Genomic DNA, 24241 nt, shown 5'->3' on the forward strand with positions numbered 1-24241 from the left:
TTTGTCTTATTTGTCCTCCCCTTTTTTTTGTTCTACAAAAAGCTCCTTTAGATTTGACATCACTTGAAAATAAGTTTCAACTTCTTCTTTTGAAATAGAGGATGTGTGTTCTATTGCAGTAGCAACCTCTATGGAATTCATATCAAATAAAAAGAGTTTGGTTGGAAAAGCTGGCGAATACAGCACTGGGACATGCCAATTTCCCTCCCTTTCACTAAGCTCAAACCATTTACTTTTAATCATCGCTTGATTCGAATAGAACTTATTGTTGAATAACAAGCCTTTTGGTGTAACCATCGCTAACCCAAATTGGATTTTATTTTTTTGATTCATATCGATCACCTCGGTAATAGTTATTGGCAATACACTCAATTTTAATACATATATATATCAAATTAATAATATGAATTGATATATATAAGTGGATGTATCCCTCTATCCAGTTTGTTTACACTTTTAATTGAGGTGTAGTGATGGATAAACGGATCCTTACTTTAATTGGAACACGTGTAAGGGAAAAGAGAAAAGAAAGAGGGTTGTCACAGGAGGAACTTGGTGAAAAAGCAGGCTTCCATTTTTCGTATATAGGTGGGGTAGAAAGATCGGAAAAGAATATCACGATTACAAATTTGCAAAAAATTGCGGATGCTCTAGAAGTAGAAATCTATGAATTATTAATAAGTGATAACGGATATCGTACAAGATCCGAAAAGGACGAAATTATATATATAATCAATCAACGTTTATGGACCATGTCCATCCGGGACCTAAAAAAAGTGATAGTATTTTTGAAAGAGATTATTGGTAAGAAAGATTAGTGAATTTCAAGTCATTTGAAAAATCTCTTTATGACCACTTCTAGGATCACTGAGAACAAAATAATTTGACGGCAAATTTGACTTACAACTGAATAACTTAAGATGCGAGGTCTTTACCACTACAAGTTCCTTAGAAAGAATAACAAATGAGTGTTGACTTCCTAATCAGAGTCGATATTTTTTGGTTTTCATGTAAAATCAAAGTTGCTGTAAAGATCAAATTCGCTTTAGGTTCGAGAGATTATATGACAAATTATTATTAAGTAGCAATTGTTCCTTCTCACTTGCTACATGACTCTCCCTTCTTGCGCATATTGCGATGTGCAGCGTGGGACTTTTTGTTTAATAAATGGCTTCGCATCGTAAATAAATAAATTTCTTGCCTACCAACGACAGTTGGGGTATATTGAAATTAAGTGAATAGTTGGAATGCGGAAGCACCGCATGATAGCAACCCTGAGAAGGGTCTGTCTCATCATGTGGTTTTTTGCGTTCAAGAATAAGGAGGAATCCAAATGAAGATCTGCGCATTTTGTTCAATCGAAACCTCTATGTTATTCAGTAACATGAACCTTGACATCGGTCAATTTTGTATTCAATGTTATTTACAGTTCCATGGTACCTGTTCGGTTTGCACCTCATCCTTCATCCCAAAGGAGGTGAAGCCCGATGTCACCTACAACCTTGAGGTAAAGTTTATCAGCATGGGTGAAGGGAAGAAAATCATAGTTTGTGATCCATGTCATGCCGCCATCCTTAAGAAATTCCCGCAGCTGCTTGGATAAGGGGAGGGGAATCTATCAAAGGTTGCGAAGTATCTCTCCGCGCATATAGTACCGCCCTTTGCATTGCTTTTTACCCCATCCGAACTATCGAGATTTACCGGATGTGCCCCAAAACAAGCCCTGATCTGTGCAAAGTATGTATCGTCTGGAACAGACTTATTTAATACCGAGTGATCTTCCTTGAAAGGATGCTTCATTTCAAAGATACGGAGGAGCTGTTCAATGGCTTGGACAACAAGGTCATAGGTCATTATTAACTGTAAAACGTTTAACGTCCGGACATCATCGTTAGCATGATTTAAAGCAATAAAAGGCAGACCATTTACACTGACATGTAGCCAGTCCTTTGATGAGCAAATCAGGTTCCATAGGTTTTTGCCGTTGTAGTCGCCATAGGTATTTATTAAGAAATCATCATGGTCGTTTACGGCTTGCTTGAAATTCTCCAATAATGAGTCATCAAGAATATACGGGTTCATAATAATGGCATTGCCTCTTTTCTTGGATTTTACATAATTTTACATAATTGCCCATTCTGCATCAGATCGACGTTCATGTCGTATGCATCGACGAGATGACAGGTATTCAGGCGCTGGAACGTCTCTATCCCACGCTGCCGATGAAACCGGGACTGGTGGAGCGCAGAGAGTTCGAATACGTGCGTCACGGTACGCAATGCCTGATCGCGAATCTGGAGGTGGCCACTGGTCAAGTCATCCGGTCATCCGTAGGTGATACACGAACCGAAGATGATTTTGTCAGGCACGTGGAGCAGTTGCTGGCCCAAGACCCGGAAGGGGAATGGGTGCTGGTCACGGACCAACTCGATACGCTTCGCTCGGAGGGCATCGTTCGTCTCGTGGCACGACATTGCGGCATCGATGAAACGACGCTGGGCATCAAAGGCAAAGAAGGCATTCTCAAGTCGAAAGATAGCCGAACGGCCTTTCTGAGAGATCGATCACACCGCATCCGGTTTGTTTATACACCCAAACACTGTTCTTGGCTCAACCAAATTGAGATCTGGTTTAGCATCCTGGTTCGGAGTCTGATCCGTAGAGGAAACTTCACCTCCGTTCAAGACTTGAAAGAGCAAATTCTCGCCTTTATCCAATACTTCAACAGGAGCATGGCTAAACCATTCAAATGGACGTATGCCGGTAAGGTCCTGTGTCGCTAACTGACGGATAACTTAAGCAGTCCAGTACTAGGCGATTCGTTGCGTAGCGCGCTGCTTGTTTTCTCTTTGAAAAAAGGATGGGCGATTGTTCAGTAGCGACCGTATATAGATGGAGCACAGAAGTTAGTTCGCGGAATCCGTGTTTGCGTGTTTGCTGTCACCTCTTAAAATAATTCAATATTTCCCGGAAAAGTTTTACGAAAATTATAGACATCGCGCTACAGCATTAACCTGCGGCTGTCATTAATAGGTAACTAAGCCACTGTGAATGTTAGCTTACCGCTCTTCTGGATTAGGTATTAGTTCCGCAACAGTTTGGCGGCTATATTTATTGATTCAGTTTTTGTTCAAGTTTTCGTGCTTTTTCACCAGAACAACTTTTTTCAGATGCATCGAAATGCTAATCTATATGTTTCGCAGCCACAACAGTGGAAAAATAGAAGTTATCACTTCCTTATCAAGAAAAAAAGTTTGGTTAACCGGGCACAGTATCGGCAAAGCCGGTGACATGAATTAGGACCTATTCAAACACGAGATTTTGCAGTTACGGGATCCTTTTTTTCGACCTTCATGGATTCCCCCACCAATAATTTAGAAACTACTAAAAAACAATCCCTTTATGCACCCTCCTCATTCATCAAAAAACTACGGATATTATAAACCTAAGACTATCTCGGTAATAGGGAAAAAAGTGCGATGTAATCAAGAAGCTTTTCTAAGAAGATCGAGAATAAGCAGTATATGGTTTTGTCACATGAAAATTAAGGCATCTGGACGAGTATTGACTCTTTGTTTTGCGAAGATCTACACGATATTGATGTACCACTTGAAATCTTCCTGTCAGATAAAGTATCCGTTTGTGTAGAAAATAAATTTCACGATAAGGTAGACAACATGAAACGTCATGTTTATAATGGAATTATAAAAACTAACTCCTAGAATCTTACTTTCCTTTTGTACTTTCAATATTAACTTCAAATTTAAACCATAGTTGGCCATAATTCCTATTTAAACATGTGACTATTCCCCTTTATGATTGTTAAGTTAAATCTAAATACTTCCACTTAGTTTATATTAAAAACTTATTTTGAATAATACGAAAGGGGATGTATTGTGAACATTTCTATCATAATTCCTACCTATAATAGTAAAGAAAATTTACAACAAACCTTATTGTTTATATCAAAGCAAATATTAGGAAATAAAATTAAACTAGAAGTAATTGTAATCGATGATGGATCAAATGAACGCTCTGATGAATTAATAAGTAGATATAGAGAAATAATACCTAATTTAATATACATATATAGAGAAAGAGATAAACTATCCTGTCGAGCAAAAGCACGTAATATAGGAATATATAATTCTACTGGAGATATACTGGTGTTTTTAGATTCCGGAATGCTAATTCCCAATTATTTTATTTTAAAAGTATCAGAACATTTTTCAAGGTCTAGGAAACTAGTAGTAAGTCATTATCTAATTGGAAAGTCTCTTGATCTGACAAAAGATGATATTACTATAGCTGCTAATATAAACCCTGAGAATATTGATGAAATTTGCCGAAATTTGATAAATCATCCATCATGGGTTGATTGCAGAGTTGGTCTTTTTGATATGGTAAATAATAATCTAAGTCGATATCCCGCTCCATGGACAGTAGGATATAATACTGCTGCATTAACAGTAGATCGTAATTTAGTACTAAGTGTTGGTGGTTTTGATGAATCATTTATGGGTTGGGGAGGGGAAGATGTAGACTTTTGTTATAGAATATTTAAGAAAAAAGCAAAATTTATCTCCGAACAAAAGGCATACGCATTTCATCTACCTCACCGACAATTAGAGACAATGGATGAAAAAATCAAAAACAACGTAATCAATTTAAAGAAAATGCATAAAAAAAATAATAGCTTTGAAACGGAATTGTTTTTGAACTGTCCATATACTCTTGACTTTAATTTAATGTTACATCGATTTAATTGTTTAGATATTTGTCATCTTATTCCTAAATACGAAGATAAAATAATAGAATATGTAAACTCAACATTTGAGTCTGAAGGAAACAATTTGCTTATAGGTTATAATGGTGATAATTGGTTATCAAAATCTATATACTCTCACTTTTTTGTGCATAACAAAAAAATACAACAGAAATTAGAGAAGTGTTTAGAAAATATTCGAATACATTATATGCTAGGATGTGACACTCCATTCGACGATTATTTTTTTAATGTAACTGTTGTAACTGATTTTCATCGATATTTTGAACCAGCAGTCTTAGAAGCTTTTATTAAAGAGACAGTTCGTATATCAAAAAAAGTATATTTTGTTCACACTATGGATTTAAATCCAGTAATTAAACGGATTGAAAGAATGGAATGGACTAGTCATGCTTCTTTACTTGAAAAAGCTAGTAAATTGGGTCTAAACTATAAAACTATTAACCTTGACTCAAAAATTAAATTAAGCATTATTAGTAAAGAATCAATAACTTAAATAAAAAAGCCTGGTAAATAAAAAAAGCCTGGATATTAAATGGAGGGATATAATGTATCGAATTGGTCAAGAAGAGATTGATGCTGTAACACGAGTTATTAACAGCAAGGAATTGTTTCGTATCAATGATAAAGGTAGAGAAGTAGAAAATTTCGAAAAAGAATTCGAAAGGAAATTGGGGATTGAATATTCTCTAGCGCTATCGGGGGGAGGAACAAGTGCATTAATTGCAGCGCTGGTCGGCTTGGAAATTGGACCTGGAGACGAGGTCTTGGTTCCATCGTATACATTTGTATCTACTGCAATCGCAGTGCTGGCAGTTGGAGCTATTCCAGTAATTGTGGAAATTGATGATTCCCTAACGATTTGTACGATTGATATGGAAAAAAAGATTTCCCCCTATACAAAAGCTGTTATTCCTGTCCATATGCGTGGTTTTCCATGTAATATGGAACGTATAGAAGAACTGGCGAAGCTTTATAATTTGAGAATAATAGAGGATGTTTGTCAGGCAGTTGGTGGAAGTTTTAGAGGGGAAAGGCTTGGAACTATTGGTGATGCAGGGGCGTTTAGTTTTAATCAATACAAAATTATTAGTTCTGGCGAAGGCGGAGCGATGGTTACGTCTTTAAAAGAAGTGTACGAGAGAGCTCTTATCTATCATGATGTCGGTAGTGGGTTCCGAGAATTTTCAAACAGACTTAAAACACCTATTTTTGCAGGAGTTCAATATCGGGCAAGTGAAATCATGGGGGCAATATTGCGAGAACAGTTGAAGAGGCTTGATGGAATTTTGGAAGATTTAAGAAATATTAAAAAACGAATTATGAATGAACTTTCGACAGAGAGTGACATCAATTTTATTAAGTCATATGATGATGATGGGGATTGTGGAACAACAGTGGGTTTACTGTTTTTAAATGAAGAGTGTGCTCGCAAATTCGCATCTTCTAAAGGAGTAAATGGTTGGCTCCCGATAGATACAGGAAAACATGTTTATACCGGGTGGCAAACTATACTGGAAAAGCGGGGAAGTCATCACCCATTGATGAATCCTTATAAGAGACCAGAAAACCAAAATCTAAACATGAGTTACTCAAAGGAAATGTGTCCTCAAACCTTAGATATTCTCAGTAGAACTGTACTGTTAGTTATTCATCCAGATCTGAATGAAGAGGATGTTACTTTATTAATTAAAAGTTGTCGTGAAGCGGCTAAGCAATTAATTAAACTTTAATTTTCGCAATATTCAGGTTAATTAACTAAAGTGAATGAATATCAATTATGAAAGTAAGATAGGAGGCAAAATGAAAAAAATAAACCTTGAGAAGTTGATTCGATATGATATTAATTATTATTTCGATTGTATTAAAACAAAAATATTTCATTATTGCCTATATCTAGGAGCACCGATAGATTGGTTGCTTTATAATTCATATGAAAATACAAAAAATATTTATAATCAGATTGTATTAAATAAAAATCCTTATTGGGCATATAAAACTAATTGCATAAATATAGAAGACTTAAATAAAATTAGCATAAAACTCGAAAGTAGATTGGTTAATGAATTTGATAATGCATTATCATATTTTGAAAAGAAAATTAATAAGGGGGAAGTATTGCTAATTAAGTGTGATGAATATTTTTTACCGCACAGAGAATGGGTATATAAACAGAAACACACTCAACATTATGTTTTTATAAGTGGTTATGACTATACAAATACAACAAAAAAATTGCACATTATTGACGATGGTTATCCTGACTTCTCAGGTTATTCCTACGATATCAATATAATAGAAAATTCTTATAGCAAAGAAATAATTAGACCAACTTATCAAATAAATGATTTAGATAAACATTTTACCGAGGAAATAATTATTAAATACCGTGAGTATTTTATGAATGTTGAGGATGATTTATCACTCTATGAGGAAATAGTGAATTACTTTTATGATATTGATTGCCAATCAGATCGCGATAGTGACTTTTTATTTTATTTTGTTCATGCAGTTTCTTTGTTATCTGGATCTAGGTTAATTTTTATTAGATTTTTGTATTTATTCAATGAATCAAGTTGTTCAGATTTAATAAATGAATTAATAGATTGTTCTAAAAAGCTTAGTATTCTAAAATTTTTTATAAAAAGATATAGCATTTCATTTGAAGAAAACGATAAGAAGGAAATAATAAACAAATGCAAAGAATTGAAGGTCAAAGAAGGTAAAATATATGAAATGTTAAGAGAAAATAGTATGAACCATTTTAAAAAAAATATTATCTAATAATACGAAGGCGGGAAAACTCTTTTTGAAAATTAAACTATTCTGCATTCCCTATTCTGGCTCATCTTCTGCTTTTTATTATCATTGGAAGAAGTATATGCCTGGAAATATTTCGATTATCCCAATTGAATTAGCTGGAAAGGGATTAAGACATGATGAGCCTAACTATGAATCATTTGAACAAATGGTTGATGATGTTTACGGAATTATAAAAAAGTATATTGATGACTCACCAGTAGCTTTTTTTGGACACAGTATCGGTGCACTAATCTTATATGAGTTATGTTACCGATATAACTTAGATTATATCAAACCTAAAAAAATGATTTTTTCAGGAGCATCGGTTCCACATCTTTATAAAATTCGAATATACATAAGTTATCGGATGAAGATTTTCTTAAATATATTATTTCTTTGGGAGGTATTTCACAAGAATTATTAAGTAAGAAAGAAATAATAAATATCTTTTTGCCTTTAATACGTAGTGATTTTAAACTTATTGAATCCCATTCTTTCAGGAAGCTTGATAGGCATTTTGAATCAGAGGCGGCTATTTTTTTTGGAATGGATGATAAACCTTTTGGAAGAAAAGTAAAGGATTGGCAACAATATTTTGGCCCGACAACATATTTTAAAGGGTTTTCTGGTGGGCATTTTTTTATTCATAGTGATCCACGGGGAGTTGTATATGAAGTAACAAAATTAATTAATAAGGAGTAATTTAATTGTAAATAAAGAGTATAGGAGTGTTAGAAATATGATAGAAACTGGAGGAACCATTAAAGATTCCGTTTGTTATGGGGAACCTATTATTGATGAAAGTTCTTACCCGTTTACTTTGACAGAGCTTTTAGTAAATACGGCAAAAAAGCACCCCGACAAGGAAATTATTTTCTTAAATAAAGAAGGTTATAAGAAACAGATTTCATATTCCATTTTGTTAGCAGAAGCACGTAAATATTTAACTTGTCTAAATGAAAGTGGTTTAAAGCAAGGAGATAAACTAGTTCTACAACTAGATGATAACTATAAATTTATAATAATTTTCTGGGCTTGTGTACTCGGTGGGATTATTCCAGTAATATTAAATGTTCCAGATAATTTTAAGGTGCTTAATTCTGATAACAAAACTCTATTAAATGTTCTGGGTGTAATGGATAGAGCAATAGTACTAACAAATAATCAGTTGATCGAATCTATATCTTCCTTTCTAGAAACACAGCATAATAAAAATAAAATACTAAATATTGATAGTTTAGTAGGAAAAGAACCGAAGAAAGAGATTGAAACCAAACCTGATGATATTTCAGTTATTTTGTTTACGTCAGGAAGTACAGGAGCCCCAAAAGGAATTACACTTACTCATGGAAACATCGTAAATTTGGAAAAAGCAGTTGTTCAAATGAACGATTTCAATTCTAATGATATTTCGGTTAATTGGATGCCGCTTGAGCATGTGGGCGGGATTGTTATGTTCCATATTAGAGATGTTTATTGTGGGGCTAAGCAAATTATTATAAGAAAAGAATACATTTTGGCCAAACCAATTAGATGGATTGATGTCATTTCTAACTATAAGGCCACCATTACCTGGGCGCCAAATTTCGCCTTTTCATTAATCAATCAATCTTTAGAACAGTCCTCGACAATTGATGGCTGGGATTTAAGTAATATGAAATTCATTCTTAATGGTGGAGAAGCAATTAATCCCACAACTTCAAGAAGATTTTTAGAGTTATTAGCACAGTTTGGTTTATCCGACAACAGTATTTTTCCTTCATGGGGAATGTCTGAAACGAGTTCCGGGATGGTATATTCACATTGCTTTAATAGCAGTACCGGGGTAAATTGCTTAGATTCATTTAATTATGGTGAATTAGTGAAACTATCAGATTCTAATTGTTCCGGATCTCAGTTTGTGCAATTAGGTCATCCCATTCCAGGTTCGGCTATACGAATTGTAAATTCAGCAGGAAAAGTAATTAAAGAAAATTTGATAGGTAACATTCAAGTAAAAGGAAAAAATGTGACATGTGGTTACTATAACAATGATGCTTTGAACAAACAAGTTTTCACTAAAGATAATTGGTTTGATACAGGTGACATTGGTTTTGTAAGTGATGGAAAGTTAACAATAACAGGGAGAATAAAAGATATTATAGTTATTAATGGAAATAACTATAATTCGTCTGATATTGAGTATGTAATTGAAACAATAGAAGCAGTGGTCCCCACTTTTACTGCAGCGATTAGTGTGCGCGACTCAAATTCCGATACGGACAAATTAGTTATATTTTACTGTTCAGAAAAAAAAGACATAACTAGTATATATAATCAAATTATACAAATAGAAAAAAAGTTAATCGAAAATTTCAGACTGAGAGCAAGTGAAATCATTCCACTCCAGAAGAAAGATATTGGAAAAACATCAATTGGTAAAATAAAAAGAACGGAACTTGTAAGAAAATATCTTGAGGGTAAATACAAAGAGATTATTGATCAAACCTTGAGATACGCAACAGATATGGATACTAATTTTCAAAACAAGAGTTTACCTCTCACAAGGATCCAAGCTGAATTGTTATTAATTTCAAAAACAATTCTTGGCATAACCAACCTGGGAATAAATGATTCTTTTTTTAATACTGGTGGAAATTCTATTCATGTAATAATGCTAGTTGCAGAGATAAATCGTGTATTTGAAGTTGATGTCCCGGTTAGCACGGTTTTCGAATTACAAAAATTGAATTTGATTGCTGACTTTATTAAAGAATCTAAAAAAATTAATATTTTTCCTATAATTAGAGCCGAAATAAAAAAATGCTATCCAGTAACGTCTTCTCAAAAGAGAATGTTATTAATTAATGAGATGGAGGGTATAGGTTGCACTTATAACAATCCTCTTTTAATAAAACTCAAAGGAGAACTTAATATTGTCCGTTTGGAGCAAGCTTTCCAAGTGCTTTTACAAAGACACGATATTCTGAGGACTTCGTTTCATTTTCAAAATGAAACTTATCTTCAAGAAATTCATGAATTCGTTCCCTTCTATTTAAAATATATTCGTCTTGATGAAACTGAAAATCTAGATAAACATGATATTCTCAAGAAGTTTGTTAAGCCATTCAAGCTTGATAAAGCGCCTCTTATGAGAGGCATTGTTATACAAACAAACGAAAACGATTTTTTATTAGGAATTGATGTTCATCATGTTATTACAGATGGAACATCACAAATGTTAATGATGAATGAAGTATTTCAAATATATGAAGGGCGAAATAATAATTTTAATCAGATGCTGCAATTCAAAGATTATGCAGTGTGGGAAGATGATTATTTTAAATCTGAAACAATTCGTCAAAAAGAACAATTCTGGATGAATATGGATTTAACAGCAAACCCAAAATATGATTTAAATTTAGACTTTCAAAGAAAAGTCATTCAAAGTTTTGAAGGAAAAGTGATTTCAGAAAAAATATCAGGTGATTTGAAAATAAAGCTTCAAAAAATAGCGAATGAAAATGGTACCACTATTTTTACCATTCTTTTTATGACATATAAACTATTGTTGGCAAAATATTCTGGAAGTGAAGAACTTGTTGTTGGTACACTTGTCAATGGAAGAACAAGAAGTGAAATTAGATCGATGCTTGGATTATTTACTAACTCTTTACCAATAAAGTCTCATCCAAGCAAATCAAAAAAAATTAGTGAATATTTAATTGAGTTGAAAGATATTCTTATTCGGGCTTTAAGTAATCATGAATACCCATTTGATAAAATGGTCGAGAAATTAAGTCATATTCATAATACAAATAGAAACCCCATGTTCGATACAATGTTTATTTATCAAAATTATGATCAATCAATTAAATTGAGTGAGGACAGTTCCCTAAAGATCGTTTCTTTTGAAAATGTGATAGTAGGTTCCAAAGTAGATATTACTTTATATGGTGTCGAAAAGAGTGGTCAAATTGAGTTTATTTTGGAATATTGTTCATCTTTATTTAAAGAAAGTACTATGCAACGATTCATGTATCACTACTTGCAAATATTGCAACTAATCGTAGAAGGTAGAGTAAAATATATAAATGAGTTATATCTGACAGATGAGAATATTTCCAACTTATTATTTCATAAACCAATAAGAGAAATATATCCAGAAACAAAAGTGATTCAACAATTATTTAAAGAACGAGTGGAAATATCTCCAGATAGTAGTGCTGTAAACTTCGGTGATTTATCTTTTACGTATTCAAAGTTAAATAACCTTTCTAATGAAGTTGCTAATTTACTAAAGAGAATGAATATAGGTCGAAATCAAATAGTAGCTATATTATTAGATCGCTCCCCGGATATGATTGTAGCAATGTTGGGTGTTATTAAGTCAGGTGCGGCCTTTTTGCCGATTGATCCAGAATTGCCTACAGATAGGGTCAGATACATGCTTGAAGATAGCGAAGCAAAAGCAATAATCACAACTTCGGAATTATACTCAGACATTATACCAGATCAAAGAATTAGTATTTTGGATATGGTAACTTTAGAATATAAGAACAGTCTAAAAGAGCCAATCAATACCAATGTGGTTGACGATCCGGTATATGTTTACTATACATCAGGTTCGTCTGGCAAGCCAAAGGGCGTTGTTGTTAGCCATAAAGCGGTTAATAATTTCATTCATAGTTTTAACAAAAAAATAGGAATGAATGAAAAGGACACTATATTATCTATCACTACCATTTCTTTTGATCCAGTAATTGTAGAAACATTTCTTTCGCTAGTTTTTGGCATATCTATTGTTTTGACAAATCATATTGAACAAAAAGATGTAAATGCAATTGCAAAATTAATCGACAATAATGAAATCAGTGTCTTACAAATAACGCCATCAAGGTTAAAATTGTTTTTAAAAAATGAGAATAATATAGAGAGTTTAAAGAAACTAAAAAAGCTTATAATCGGAGGAGAAGCTCTTTCAAAATCTCTATATCAATCTATTTCCTTCTTAAATCAAACAGATATTTATAATGTTTATGGACCAACGGAAGCGACTGTTTGGACTACTGTTAAACATATAACACAAGTCAGCGATATTTCAATTGGTAACCCGATAGGAAATATGGAGATTTATATACTAGATGAAAATTTTCATATGCAGCCAACAGGCATTCCCGGTGAAATATATATTTCTGGAGATGGGCTTGCTAAAGGTTACCTAAATAATGAAAAATTAACAAAAGATAAATTTGTCGATAATCCCTTTAGGAAAGGTAAAAAAATGTATGCATCAGGTGACCAGGGAAGATGGCTAGAGAATGGTGAAGTTGATTACCTTGGAAGAATTGATAGTCAGGTTAAAATTCGAGGATACCGGATCGAATTGGATGAAATAAGTAACCAACTACTCCAATCAAATTTAGTTGAAGAGGTTGTTACAATTATATTAGGAAATACAGAGGATGAGGGGGATGAGGCATCAATTTGTCTATATTTTGTCTCTGATAAAAATATAAACATTACCGAAATTAATGAATACTTATACTCAAAATTGCCTAGTTATATGATCCCAAGATTTTACGTACAGGTCAGTAGTATACCATTAACTCCAAGTGGAAAGACTGACATTAAAAAGTTACCCAAACCAAGTATGAGTGAAAGGAAAGTATTGAACTATCTTGGACCTAAAACTATTTTTCAGAAATTTTTAGTGGAGATGTGGGAGGAAATTTTAGGCATAGAGCCTATTGGAATCCGTGATAATTTCTTTGAATTAGGTGGGAATTCTTTCAAGGCAACTCTGTTTATTTATCGACTTCAAGAAAAAACAGGGAAAGTTGTTTCTTTAAGAACTCTTTATGAATACCCAACAATTGAATTAATAGATGAAAAAGTTGATCACAATTTACTGATAAAGGCTGGTTTGATTCTGCCAACAGTAGCTAGAGACTACTACCCGCTTTCTCACCAGCAAAGTATGATTTATGCTGCAACACAAATTAATGGAGGAGATCTTGCATATAACTTGCCAGTTTATTTTGAAGTTAGAGGTTCTATAAACGTAACTAAAATGAAAGATTCAATTATAGAAGTGTTGAACAGGCATTCTGTCTTTAAGACATATCTCGAATGGCATGATGAAGAAATAGTTCAGAAAATAAATTATGATGTTAAATTTAAGGTTGAAATACTAAATCAAGATGGTTTATCCCAAGAAGAAGCCTTAGAATCATTCATGCAACCATTTGATCTTCATACAGCTCCGTTGGTCAGAGTAAGAATTCTTTTGTTGAGTGAAAAGACAATAATTATGTTTGATATCCATCATATTATTACAGATGGAGTATCTTTAAAAATATTTTTTGATGAAATCAGTAGATTATATGAAGGCCAGGAACTGTCAGAAGTAAACCTCCATTATACCGACTATTTAAGTTGGAGTTCTATACATTCTGAATATAGTCAGGATGATGAAAACTACTGGATCACTCAATTTGAAAAACCTGTTTCACAGATTGATATCCGAACCGATTTTAAAAGACCGCTTATACGGAATTTAAAAGGTGGAAATACTTCTATTCAGTTAAATAAAGAATGGCTTATAAATCTTAACCAAAGCTTGAGTAATAATAACCAAACTTTATTTACTGGTCTAATTTCAGCGTTATATTTAATTTTATATACATACAGCGATAGCAACGATATTATTATCGGAACTCCTGTATCTTCAAGGCCTCAAGTAGAATTCTCTAGCGTGCTTGGAATGTTCATTAATACAATAGCATTAAGACAAGATATAGAATCGGAAATAACTTTGATGCAGTTTTTAAGTGATGTAAATAGTAATTTAGTTGATGCTTTTACTCATAAAAGTTATCCGTTTTCACAGTTGTTAAAAAAGTTAAATTATAAAAGTTCTCCTGGTCGAACTCCAATTTTTGATGTGATGATTGTCCTACAAAATTTTGAGTTTGAGGGAATTCATATCGAGGGAACTGATGTAAATTATTTCCAACCTAAAATGCACCTTGCAAAGTTTGATTTAGTTCTTACTGTAAAACAAAATGATAGTGGTCTCCATTTGAATTTAGACTATTCATTATCGCTTTGGAAGCAGGAAACGATTAAAAAAATTTTAGAAGATTATTGTGAAGCTTTGAAAATGATTTTTGTAAATCAAAATATGAAAATCTCTGATTTTCGTACAAAAAGTAAATATCTGGAGTTTATTTCTGATAATAATAATATTAATTTCATTTTTTAAACATTGGAGGTTAAAATGGTTAATAATTATAACAAAAACAAAGAGAATGATGGAATAAAAGAAACGAGTCAATTTCCTATTGATATAAACAAGGAAAAAGTGAATATCTACGATACCTACTTAAAAGAGTTCCCATCTTCTATTACGAATGTATTCAATAAAATAACTGGATACAGCAGTGAATCATTACTAATAGCTTTATCATCTGCTATTGTCTATCTTCTACATCGTTATACAGGAGATTCAGAAATTGAGATTGGTTTAAGTAACGCTAAATCGACTATAGGGATTCAATGTGATATTAAGCCAGATATTACTTATAAAGAACTGATCTATAAGATAAGCGATCTATATAGCACACCATTTTTTAATGAGGAAGTAGCTTATAAAACCATAGTTACAATAAATGAAGATGAAAAAAACATACAAATTGATGAGAAAAGTAAGTTTCAAATAAAATTTCAGTTGATTAAGGGCAATGATATTATTAAACTTAAAACAAAATATAATGCTAATAACTATAGTTGTTTGTACATATCTAGAATAATAGATAATTTATTTTATTTTTTGGAGCAAGTAACTGCTAATTATAATTCAAAAATGAATCTTTTCGAAATTGTTTCAAATGAAGAAAGGGAAGTCTTACAAAGAGTTTTTAATGATAGCTCAATTTCTTATGATAAGGAAATGACTATTACTCAATTAATCGACAAGCAAATTGCAATGCATGGAAAGCGGGTAGCTGTTAGTTATGAAAGAGAAATATTAACTTATGAAGAACTAAATTTAAAAATAGATAGTTTAGCTAAGCACTTTTATTCTAAGGGAGTTAGAAAAGATGATATCATAGGTATATTGTTAAACCGCTCTTTAGAAATGATTGTTAGCACATTGGCAATCTTGAAATTGGGTGCGGCTTATATGCCGATGGATACGAATTTTCCAAGTGAGCGGCTAAATTACATGTTAGCTGACAGTGGAGCTACATTAGTCATAACTGAAAAAAATTTAGCTAGTAGAGTGTCTAATTCGGTTAAAACCATATTTATTGAAAATTGTACAGACAATTTGTTGATCAATAATTTGGATTATTCTGACTTTCAAATTCTCCCTTCGAATCTGGCTTATATAATTTATACCTCTGGTACGACTGGAAATCCAAAAGGAGTAAAAATCAGTCATGAAAATGTAGTAAGGTTACTGTTTAATGACAAAAATATTTTTAATTTTAATGAAGAAGATGTTTGGACTATGTTCCATTCATTTTCATTTGACTTTTCTGTATGGGAAATCTATGGTGCTCTACTAAATGGTGGGAGACTAGTGATTGTACCTGAATTTGTGACTCGTGATCCCATGGAATTCACCCAACTTTTGGAGCGTGAAAAGGTAACAGTACTAAATCAAACTCCAACTTATTTTTATAGTCTTTTTAACTATGGATTTGAAGGAAGAAAGGTGAAGCTCAAATTACGATATTTAATTTTTGGAGGTGAAGAGCTTCATCCTTTTCAATTAAAAACTTTTAAGGATAACTACCCGAATATTAAGTTAATAAATATGTATGGAATTACAGAAACAACCGTCCATGTAACATATAAAGAGCTCGATTACGTATCTATTGAGCAAAATATTAGTAATATCGGGAAACCAATTCCAACTCTACAAGTTTATGTGCTCAATAATGATCAAAAGTTATGTCCAATTAACGTGGTTGGAGAACTATATGTAGCAGGTGATGGAGTATCACAAGGCTATTTGAATCGGCCTGAACTTACATCCGAAAGATTTATTATTAATCCATTCAGCCCTGAACAGAGGATGTATAAAACTGGGGATCTTGTTAAATGGTTATCAAATGGTGAACTTCAATATTTGGGAAGAAATGATCTACAAGTTAAGGTAAGAGGATATCGAATCGAAGTTGGCGAAATTGAGAAAGTGCTTGCTGAATACAACAGAATTCAAGAGGTGGTGGTTACTGTCAATGAGAATGATAATGGAGAAAGATTTTTATGCTGTTACTATGTTTCTGCTAAGAAGGTGGAAAAAGAAAAACTTAAACAATATTTGAGAAAAAGATTACCTCATTACATGCTACCTTCTTATTTTATTCAAATAGAAAAGATCCCCATAACAAATAACGGAAAAATAGACCGAAAAAAATTAATGTTTTCTAAATATCACGATTCCATTATTAGTTTAGATTTAGATAATTATTCTAACAGTGATATTTTTAATAAACTTAGAAAAATTTGGTTGGATGTTCTCAAATTAAAAGAGGTACGACCAAACGTTAGCTTTTTTGATTCCGGAGGTGATTCAATTCGATTGATTCGTTTAGTAACACAAATTCAAAATTTGTTCGATTGTAAAATTAGTGTAAAAGATGTTTATGAAAATCTTTCCCTATTGGAAATGGCTAATTTTCTTGAAAAAAATTATGAATCAAACAAGAAACCAAAGCAAAAGCTGTCTTTACCTAATAATAATGCATCAGATACATTAATTGATGTTTATCCAATGAGCAATATTCAACAAAGCATGGTTTATTATTCCTTGCTCAAACCGGATGAACCAATATATCACGACCAGTTTATATTTCCTGTCGAAGTTTCTACTTTTAACTTTGAAATTTTAAAAAATGCTATGATGGCATTAATTCAAAAGCATGAAATTTTGAGAACAACTTTCAATATTAAGGATCAGTTGCAATTTGTAATTCGAGAGTTTTCTCCAATTATAACATTTGATGACTTAACGAGCTTGGATGAACAACAGCAAAAGCAATTAATGCAAGTCTTCTTGCAAGAAGACTTAGATAAAAGTTACTTATTCCATGAGTTGCTTTGGAGAATGAAAGTTTATCAACTTTCTGAAAGTAAAATCATAATAATTTTTTCATGCCATCATGCAATTTTAGACGGTTGGAGTATTGCTTTATTATACACGGAGTTACTAAGATGTTATTCTGAGCTTCATTCTAAGGGACATGTTATACTTGAAAAACTAAAATCATCTTATAAGGACTATGTTCACCATATAGGCAATGAAAAATATTTTAAGGAAACTAAATCATTTTGGAAAAATTATATGGCTGGTTTTTCAAGAAATAAGTTGCCATTTAATTACTCAGTCAAAAGGATTAGTTACAAACAGGGAAGTTCTATTAAAAGTATTTCGCTAGGAATTAATTTTTATAATCGTCTTTTAAATTTTTGTTTGGATAATGAGTGTACTGTACGTGATGTTTGTCTTAGTGCGTATTTATATTTACTTCATATTATAAGTAACGAAAGAGATATCGTTACTGGTATTGTTTCGCATAACCGTCCTGCTATTGAGGATGGAGATAGAATTTTGGGGTGCTTTTTAAATACTATACCCATTAGAACTATTATTAATAAAAATCTAAATAAAAAGGATTTTATACATTCTATTAAAAATAATTTCCAGGAATTAAAACGAAGTGAAATTTTTTTGGCTGATATTGCTAGTATTTTGGGGGAGTCTGGAAACGGAAATGAAAATCCGATATTTGACACATTATTTAATTTTATGGATTTTCATGTTTTAGATAACTTAAGTGAAATGGAAGCGATACGTAGTTCAAAATTTGAAATTGAGTTGACTGCTAATGAAATGACTAACACATTATTTGATTTTGAGGTTCTGAAAACTCCAAATTATTTTGGTATAAAATTAAAATATTCACCTTCATATTTCCATGAGAAAGAAATTACAAAGGCAATTGTATTATATAAGCGAATACTCAATGAGTTAACTAATAATATGAACGATGAAATTCAATCAACAATGTTTCTATTAAAAAATGAAGCTAACGAGTTGATCTATGAAAGAAATAAAACTGAAAACTATTACGATAAAAAAATAACATTACATAATCTAATTGAATTCCAAACTTTAATGACACCAGATAATATTGCAATTATTTGTAATAAAAACGAATTTACTTATTTACAACTTAACAATCAAGCTAATAGGCTTTCTAGATTACTGCAGAGGCGTGGAGTATCTTCTGGTGATAGAGTAGGAGTTTGTTTGGAAAGGAGTTTTGAATTAATCATTTCGTTGTTAGCAGTTTTAAAAATCGGTGCTACTTATGTTCCAATAGAACCAGATTATCCTCTTTCAAGAAAACAAAATATAATAAACAATGCGGAAATAAGATATATTATTTCGGAAGAAAAATTTGAGAATATAGTAAACATTAATATAGTCAATGAGGATTTAAGAGGTTTTGACTCAAGTAATTTGAATATTGAAGTAAGTGCAGACCAGATTGCTTATATTATTTATACTTCAGGTTCTACCGGTCTTCCAAAAGGAGTAATGATTGAACACCATTCTGTTATTAATCTAATTTCTTGGGTGAACCGCACCTTTGCTGTAAATGATAAAGATGTCTTATTGTTTATAACATCAGTGTGCTTTGATTTATCGGTCTATGATATTTTTGGTATTCTTTCAACTGGTGGAAAAATCGTTATGTCAACAAAAGAAGAAAGTAGCGATTTACTACTTATTAAAAATATGATTCTTGATTATCAAATTACTTTTTGGGATTCTACTCCAAGTACATTAAATCAAATTATTCAATTAATGAAAGAAAATGATCCAGTCTTCAAACAAAACAATCTACGTTTAGCGTTTCTTAGTGGTGATTGGCTTCCAATAAAATTGCCCAAATATGCAAAAACATTTTTTCCAAATATGGAGCTAATAAGTCTGGGAGGAGCTACGGAATGTACAATATGGTCCAATTACTACAAAGTTGATTTGGATAATGAGTACTTTGGAAGTATTCCTTATGGAAAACCAATAGATAACAGTTATTTCTATATTTTGAATGAGGATAGGGAACTGGTACCAGATGGAGTGGTCGGTGAATTATATATTGGTGGAGTTGGACTAGCTCGTGGTTACAATGCTGATATGGAAAAAACCAATGCATCATTTTTTCCAAATCATTTTATAAATAAGGGAAGAATTTATAAAACTGGTGATTTAGGAAGATATTTACCTGACGGAGAAATTGAGTTTCTGGGTAGAAAAGATAGCCAAGTGAAAATAAGAGGTTTCCGAGTAGAGTTAGGGGAAGTTGAAAATATTTTAAATAAATATCCCGGAATAACCGAAGCTGTCGTAATAGATAGGACCGATGAGTCGGGTAATAAATATTTATGTGCCTATTATAGTTGTCAAACTAGCATCAATACTGATTTACATCAATATTTGACTACTCATCTACCTAATTATATGATCCCATCCTTTATTATTAAATTAGATAGACTTCCACTTACACTAAACGGAAAAGTTGATCGCTCAAATCTGCCGAATCCCTTATTGAAGGAAAGAAATAATCCAAAAGAATACGTAATTCCGACAACGCAAGTGCAAAAAAAACTTGTTCATATTTGGAGAGATATTTTTAATACTAATGAAATTGGATTGCTTGATAACTTTTTCTTTGATCTTGGTGGACATTCTTTAACTGCAACAACTCTTATAAGTAAAATACAGAAGGAGTTTGATGTGGAGCTAGAAATAAAAGATATATTCAGATGTCCAACAATACAAGAACTATCAGAAATTATTAAAATTTATGAAGAATGTAAATCGAATACATTCTAATAAATCTTAAGTCTTTTACAATATAGAATTTTTAACTTCTGGAAAACATCATTATAAATGAGAGAGACCGAAAACGCGTGCTGGAGGGCTCCTTACAACCAGCTATGATCTTCACAAAAAATGAAAATTGGGTAGATCCTCCATTCACGCATTGTCTGATTATTCCCTTTCTCAAGCATATCGATAAAGCGCTTAAGAATTACCACATAAAAGCATTTTAGAGAGATCTAAAAGTGCATGGAATGAGGAGAGTATTTTGCAAAAAAGACTTTATAAAGAATTAAAATATTTAGCAAAACCATATTATAATCTGTTAATTATTGCAATTTCTATGCTTGTATTAATAGTTCTAATTGAAATATCTATCGCTTTTTCGATAAATGGAATGATAAGAGAAGCTTTAGAAAAAAAAGATGGCAACATTCTTATTCATTTTTCTTTGTTCTTGTTATTAACTATTACTATTGGCACCTGTTTAAAGTACTTTGTTAAGTCTTTTAACGATAAATTTAGTACACTATTTATTCATGATTTAAAAAATTCACTAATTGATAAGATTCAAAAACAATCGCTTGAACACTTAGAAAAATACAATTCCGGTGATATAAGTTCGATTTTTACTATCAACATTTCACAAATAGAGATTTTTTTAAAAAGAGACTACATTGATCTTATCTACCAACCAGTTGTTTTTTTGCTTTCTTCAATAATCTTTCTTTCTATAAACTGGAGGCTATTTTTAGTAAGTGTTATTGTAATTCCATTATTTCTAAAAATAGCGAATGTTATGACTTCATCATTAAAAAATAGTAGTGGTAATTTACAGAAACATTTTGGTCGAATGAATGCTGTTTTAACCGAAACTATTCATGGATCAAATATAATTAAATCATTTAATCAACAGGAATTACAATTTAATAAATTTAATTTTGAAGCAACAAAAGCTCTGGATGAAAGTTTGAAAATGGAAAAACGATTGTCCTTTTTGCCTCCACTACAACTGGTATTACAGGCTGTACCATACGGTTTATGTATTCTTTACGGGGGTTTTATGAGTGTAAATCAAGAAATATCACCGTCGGAATTGTTAACTTGTATTTATTTAATGCAGTTTTTAGTTGGGCCTGCTGTAAGAATTCCCTCTCTTATTGGTAGTATTCAAATGATAACCGCTTCTTTTAGTAGAATAGATGAGATAGTTTCGGCACCTTTTGAAAACAATAGTAATTCAGATCTACGAGATAGTATGAGTAATAACTGTATTGAATTTAATAATGTGACTTACCGATATTCTAATAAAGCAATTTTATTTAAAAACTTAAGCTTTGTTGTCAAAAAGAATCAAACTGTTGCCATAGTCGGTGAAAGTGGGTCTGGAAAAAGTACAATACTTAAGTTAATTTGTGGTTTATATAAGATTGAATCAGGAGAAATAAAAATTCTTGGTAACAATATATCTGAAGTGAACCTTTCTGAAATAAGGAATTTAATATCGGTGGTTCCACAGGACTCATACTTATTTCCAGATACAATAAAGAAAAATATAAACTACGGTAGATTAAATGCCACATTTGAAGAAATAATTTGTGCAGCTCAATTTGCAAATGCTCATGATTTTATTATGGATCTCCCTGAAAATTATCAAACTAAAATTAACGAGAATGCTTCCAGTCTATCTGGGGGACAGAGACAGAGAATTAATATAGCTCGAGCTTTACTAAAAAATGCTCCAATACTTCTTCTTGATGAACCAACTTCTGCTTTAGACAATAAGTCTGAGGCTTTAATACAGGAAGCATTAGAAAAATTATTTAGAAATAGAACCGTTCTAGTTGTAGCTCATCGTTTATCCACAATTATTAATGCTGATGAAATTCTTGTAATGGGGGATTCTGGAATTTTAGATAGGGGGACTCATAATCAGTTAATGAACAATAGTGAATATTATCGAAAATTATATAAAAATCAGTTTGGTTTTTCCACTTTGAAGGAGAATATGAGATGATTAAACTTCAAAAAGAATATATATACTTATTGAATTATATCAAACCAAAACTATTTACCTATTCTCTAGGTTTATTAGGATCTTGTTTTATTACTGCTAGCTTAATTATAATGCAAGCCTTCGCTTGGAAAGATATGTTTAATGCTGCTGTTAATTTAAACAACGATTTGTTATACAGAAGTATTATTATTTTTTTTATTCCAGTAGTGTTGCTTGTTTGTATTTCGCCTTTCTTTGTATACTTATATAGCTCTGCTGTGAAAAAGGTTATGTTTGGAATTAGACGAAGTTTGTTTGATAAAATCTTGAAACTTCCCTCAAAATATCACGATACTCACCATAGTGGTGAGATCTACTCTGTAATGACAAATGATATTACACTAATTGAGTCTGCTTATTTGGTTCACATTCGAATAATTTTATATCAATTTATCCTAATTATTGCTTCTCTTTTTTCAATGTTATTAATTGACTGGAAGATGGCTATTCCTTTATTTTTAGTATGTATATCCTTTGCTTTTGTAACTTCAAAATTCTCAAAGTCATTAGGTTCAATTAGTAAAAAAATACAAAACCAAAAAAGTAAAGAGACACAAAATTTAATAGATATTTTAGGAGGAATACATGTAATTAGAATATTTAATCTAAATAAAACGATAGGGGGGAAATATAAAACAAAGAATAAGAGACTCACAAGATTAGGTATTTTTTTAGGTCATAAGCAAGGACAATTAGAAGGGATAACTTTTTTAGCTGGATTTCTTAACCATGGTGGAATCTATGTACTGGGAGCTTTTATGATTATGAATGGATTAACAGAATTAGGGACTCTTACTGCTCTAGTTTCGTTACAAATAAATGTTTCTTTTGCCTTTTTACAAATTGGTAGTAACCTTTCACAATTACAGATATCTATCGTTGGTATAAATAGATTGAACGAACTTAAAAAGAAGACGGAAGAACAACAGAATTATAATTATTCAAATAACCTCATTAAAAATAATAAAAAATTGATTGGTATTGAATTCAATAAAGTAACATTTAGTTATAAATCAGATGAAGAAATATTAAAAAACTTGAGCTTTTTTGTGGAAAAAGGAAGTAAAGTGGCTTTTGTTGGATCTAGTGGAAGTGGAAAAAGTACAATTGCTAAGCTGATAATGGGATTATACCCGATTGAGGGAGGTGAAATTTATGTAGATGGGATACCCGTTAGAGCATTACTTTTAGATGACTTAAGGAGTTTAATAGCTTATGTCCCCCAGGAAGTAATTCTATTCGATGGCACAGTAGAAGAAAATATTAGATTTGGTAACTCAAATGCAACTAATGAGGAGGTTATCACTGCTGCAATCGCTGCTAATGCTCATAATTTCATTTCTGATTTAAAAGATGGGTATCAAACTCATATCGGGGAAACTGGTAGAGGGCTTTCAGGTGGGGAAAAGCAAAGAATTGCTATAGCTAGAGCAATTTTAAAAAATGCACCGATTTTAATCTTTGATGAAGCCACCTCATCATTAGATACAAAAACTGAAGAACTTGTTCAAGATGCCCTAAATAAACTTATCAAAGATCGTACAACCTTAATAATTACACATAGACTTTCTACTATCCAAAATGCAGATAGGATATATGTCATGGATAAAGGGGCTATTGTAGAAAATGGGACACATGAAGAATTACTAAGCAAAAATAGTAAGTATAAAAGCCTAGTTCAAACTTTATCATAATTAACTAAAATTTT

The 24241-nt window shown here is 31.9% G+C and carries 13 protein-coding genes; 11 read left to right on the forward strand and 2 right to left on the reverse strand.

What is annotated here, in order from left to right; translation table 11 throughout:
• Positions 1-6: 6 nt before the first annotated feature.
• Positions 7-333 carry a hypothetical protein gene (locus VN24_RS18985; protein ID WP_045671692.1) on the reverse strand — a complete coding sequence of 109 codons (327 nt, stop codon included), beginning with the start codon at positions 331-333 and terminating at the stop codon, positions 7-9.
• Positions 334-473: 140 nt separating this feature from the next.
• Between VN24_RS18985 and VN24_RS18990 the strand changes: the two genes are divergently transcribed.
• Positions 474-818 (forward strand): helix-turn-helix domain-containing protein, encoded by a 345-nt coding sequence (locus VN24_RS18990; protein ID WP_045671693.1) that lies wholly within the window; start codon positions 474-476, stop codon positions 816-818.
• Positions 819-1560: 742 nt separating this feature from the next.
• Here VN24_RS18990 and VN24_RS18995 read toward each other — a convergent pair.
• Positions 1561-2082: a hypothetical protein gene (locus VN24_RS18995; protein ID WP_052703049.1), complete on the reverse strand. Its 522-nt coding sequence runs from the start codon at positions 2080-2082 to the stop codon at positions 1561-1563.
• 47 nt (positions 2083-2129) lie between these two features.
• Here VN24_RS18995 and VN24_RS19000 point away from each other — a divergent pair, with 47 nt between their 5' ends.
• The 10 genes from VN24_RS19000 (at position 2130) to VN24_RS19040 (ending at position 24227) form a co-directional block, all read left to right on the forward strand.
• Positions 2130-2783, forward strand: coding sequence for a transposase (locus tag VN24_RS19000; RefSeq protein WP_202967398.1), 654 nt, complete (start codon positions 2130-2132; stop codon positions 2781-2783).
• Between the two features lie 1113 nt (positions 2784-3896).
• Positions 3897-5282 carry a glycosyltransferase family 2 protein gene (locus VN24_RS27065; RefSeq protein WP_082083916.1) on the forward strand — a complete coding sequence of 462 codons (1386 nt, stop codon included), beginning with the start codon at positions 3897-3899 and terminating at the stop codon, positions 5280-5282.
• Between the two features lie 52 nt (positions 5283-5334).
• Entirely contained in the window at positions 5335-6519 is a 1185-nt protein-coding gene (locus VN24_RS19010; protein WP_045671695.1) for a DegT/DnrJ/EryC1/StrS family aminotransferase, read from the forward strand.
• 70 nt (positions 6520-6589) lie between these two features.
• The gene (locus tag VN24_RS19015; protein ID WP_045671696.1) at positions 6590-7570 is read left to right on the forward strand and encodes a hypothetical protein; all 981 of its coding nucleotides are present in this window, start codon (positions 6590-6592) and stop codon (positions 7568-7570) included.
• Positions 7571-7595: 25 nt separating this feature from the next.
• Positions 7596-8012: a thioesterase II family protein gene (locus tag VN24_RS19020; RefSeq protein WP_158453688.1), complete on the forward strand. Its 417-nt coding sequence runs from the start codon at positions 7596-7598 to the stop codon at positions 8010-8012.
• The gene (locus VN24_RS28595) at positions 7985-8290 is read left to right on the forward strand and encodes a thioesterase domain-containing protein (RefSeq protein WP_338012188.1); all 306 of its coding nucleotides are present in this window, start codon (positions 7985-7987) and stop codon (positions 8288-8290) included. Before VN24_RS19020 ends, VN24_RS28595 begins: the two co-directional genes overlap by 28 nt.
• A 37-nt stretch (positions 8291-8327) precedes the next feature.
• Positions 8328-14834: a non-ribosomal peptide synthetase gene (locus tag VN24_RS19025; protein ID WP_045671698.1), complete on the forward strand. Its 6507-nt coding sequence runs from the start codon at positions 8328-8330 to the stop codon at positions 14832-14834.
• Positions 14835-14849: 15 nt separating this feature from the next.
• Positions 14850-20489 carry a non-ribosomal peptide synthetase gene (locus VN24_RS19030; RefSeq protein WP_045671699.1) on the forward strand — a complete coding sequence of 1880 codons (5640 nt, stop codon included), beginning with the start codon at positions 14850-14852 and terminating at the stop codon, positions 20487-20489.
• Positions 20490-20745: 256 nt separating this feature from the next.
• Positions 20746-22494 (forward strand): ABC transporter ATP-binding protein, encoded by a 1749-nt coding sequence (locus tag VN24_RS19035; RefSeq protein ID WP_045671700.1) that lies wholly within the window; start codon positions 20746-20748, stop codon positions 22492-22494.
• Complete coding sequence (locus VN24_RS19040; RefSeq protein WP_045671701.1) at positions 22491-24227, forward strand: ABC transporter ATP-binding protein; 1737 nt, start codon at positions 22491-22493, stop codon at positions 24225-24227. Before VN24_RS19035 ends, VN24_RS19040 begins: the two co-directional genes overlap by 4 nt.
• Positions 24228-24241 lie beyond the last annotated feature (14 nt).

Source organism: Paenibacillus beijingensis, from assembly GCF_000961095.1.
Lineage (GTDB): Bacteria > Bacillota > Bacilli > Paenibacillales > Paenibacillaceae > Paenibacillus_O > Paenibacillus_O beijingensis.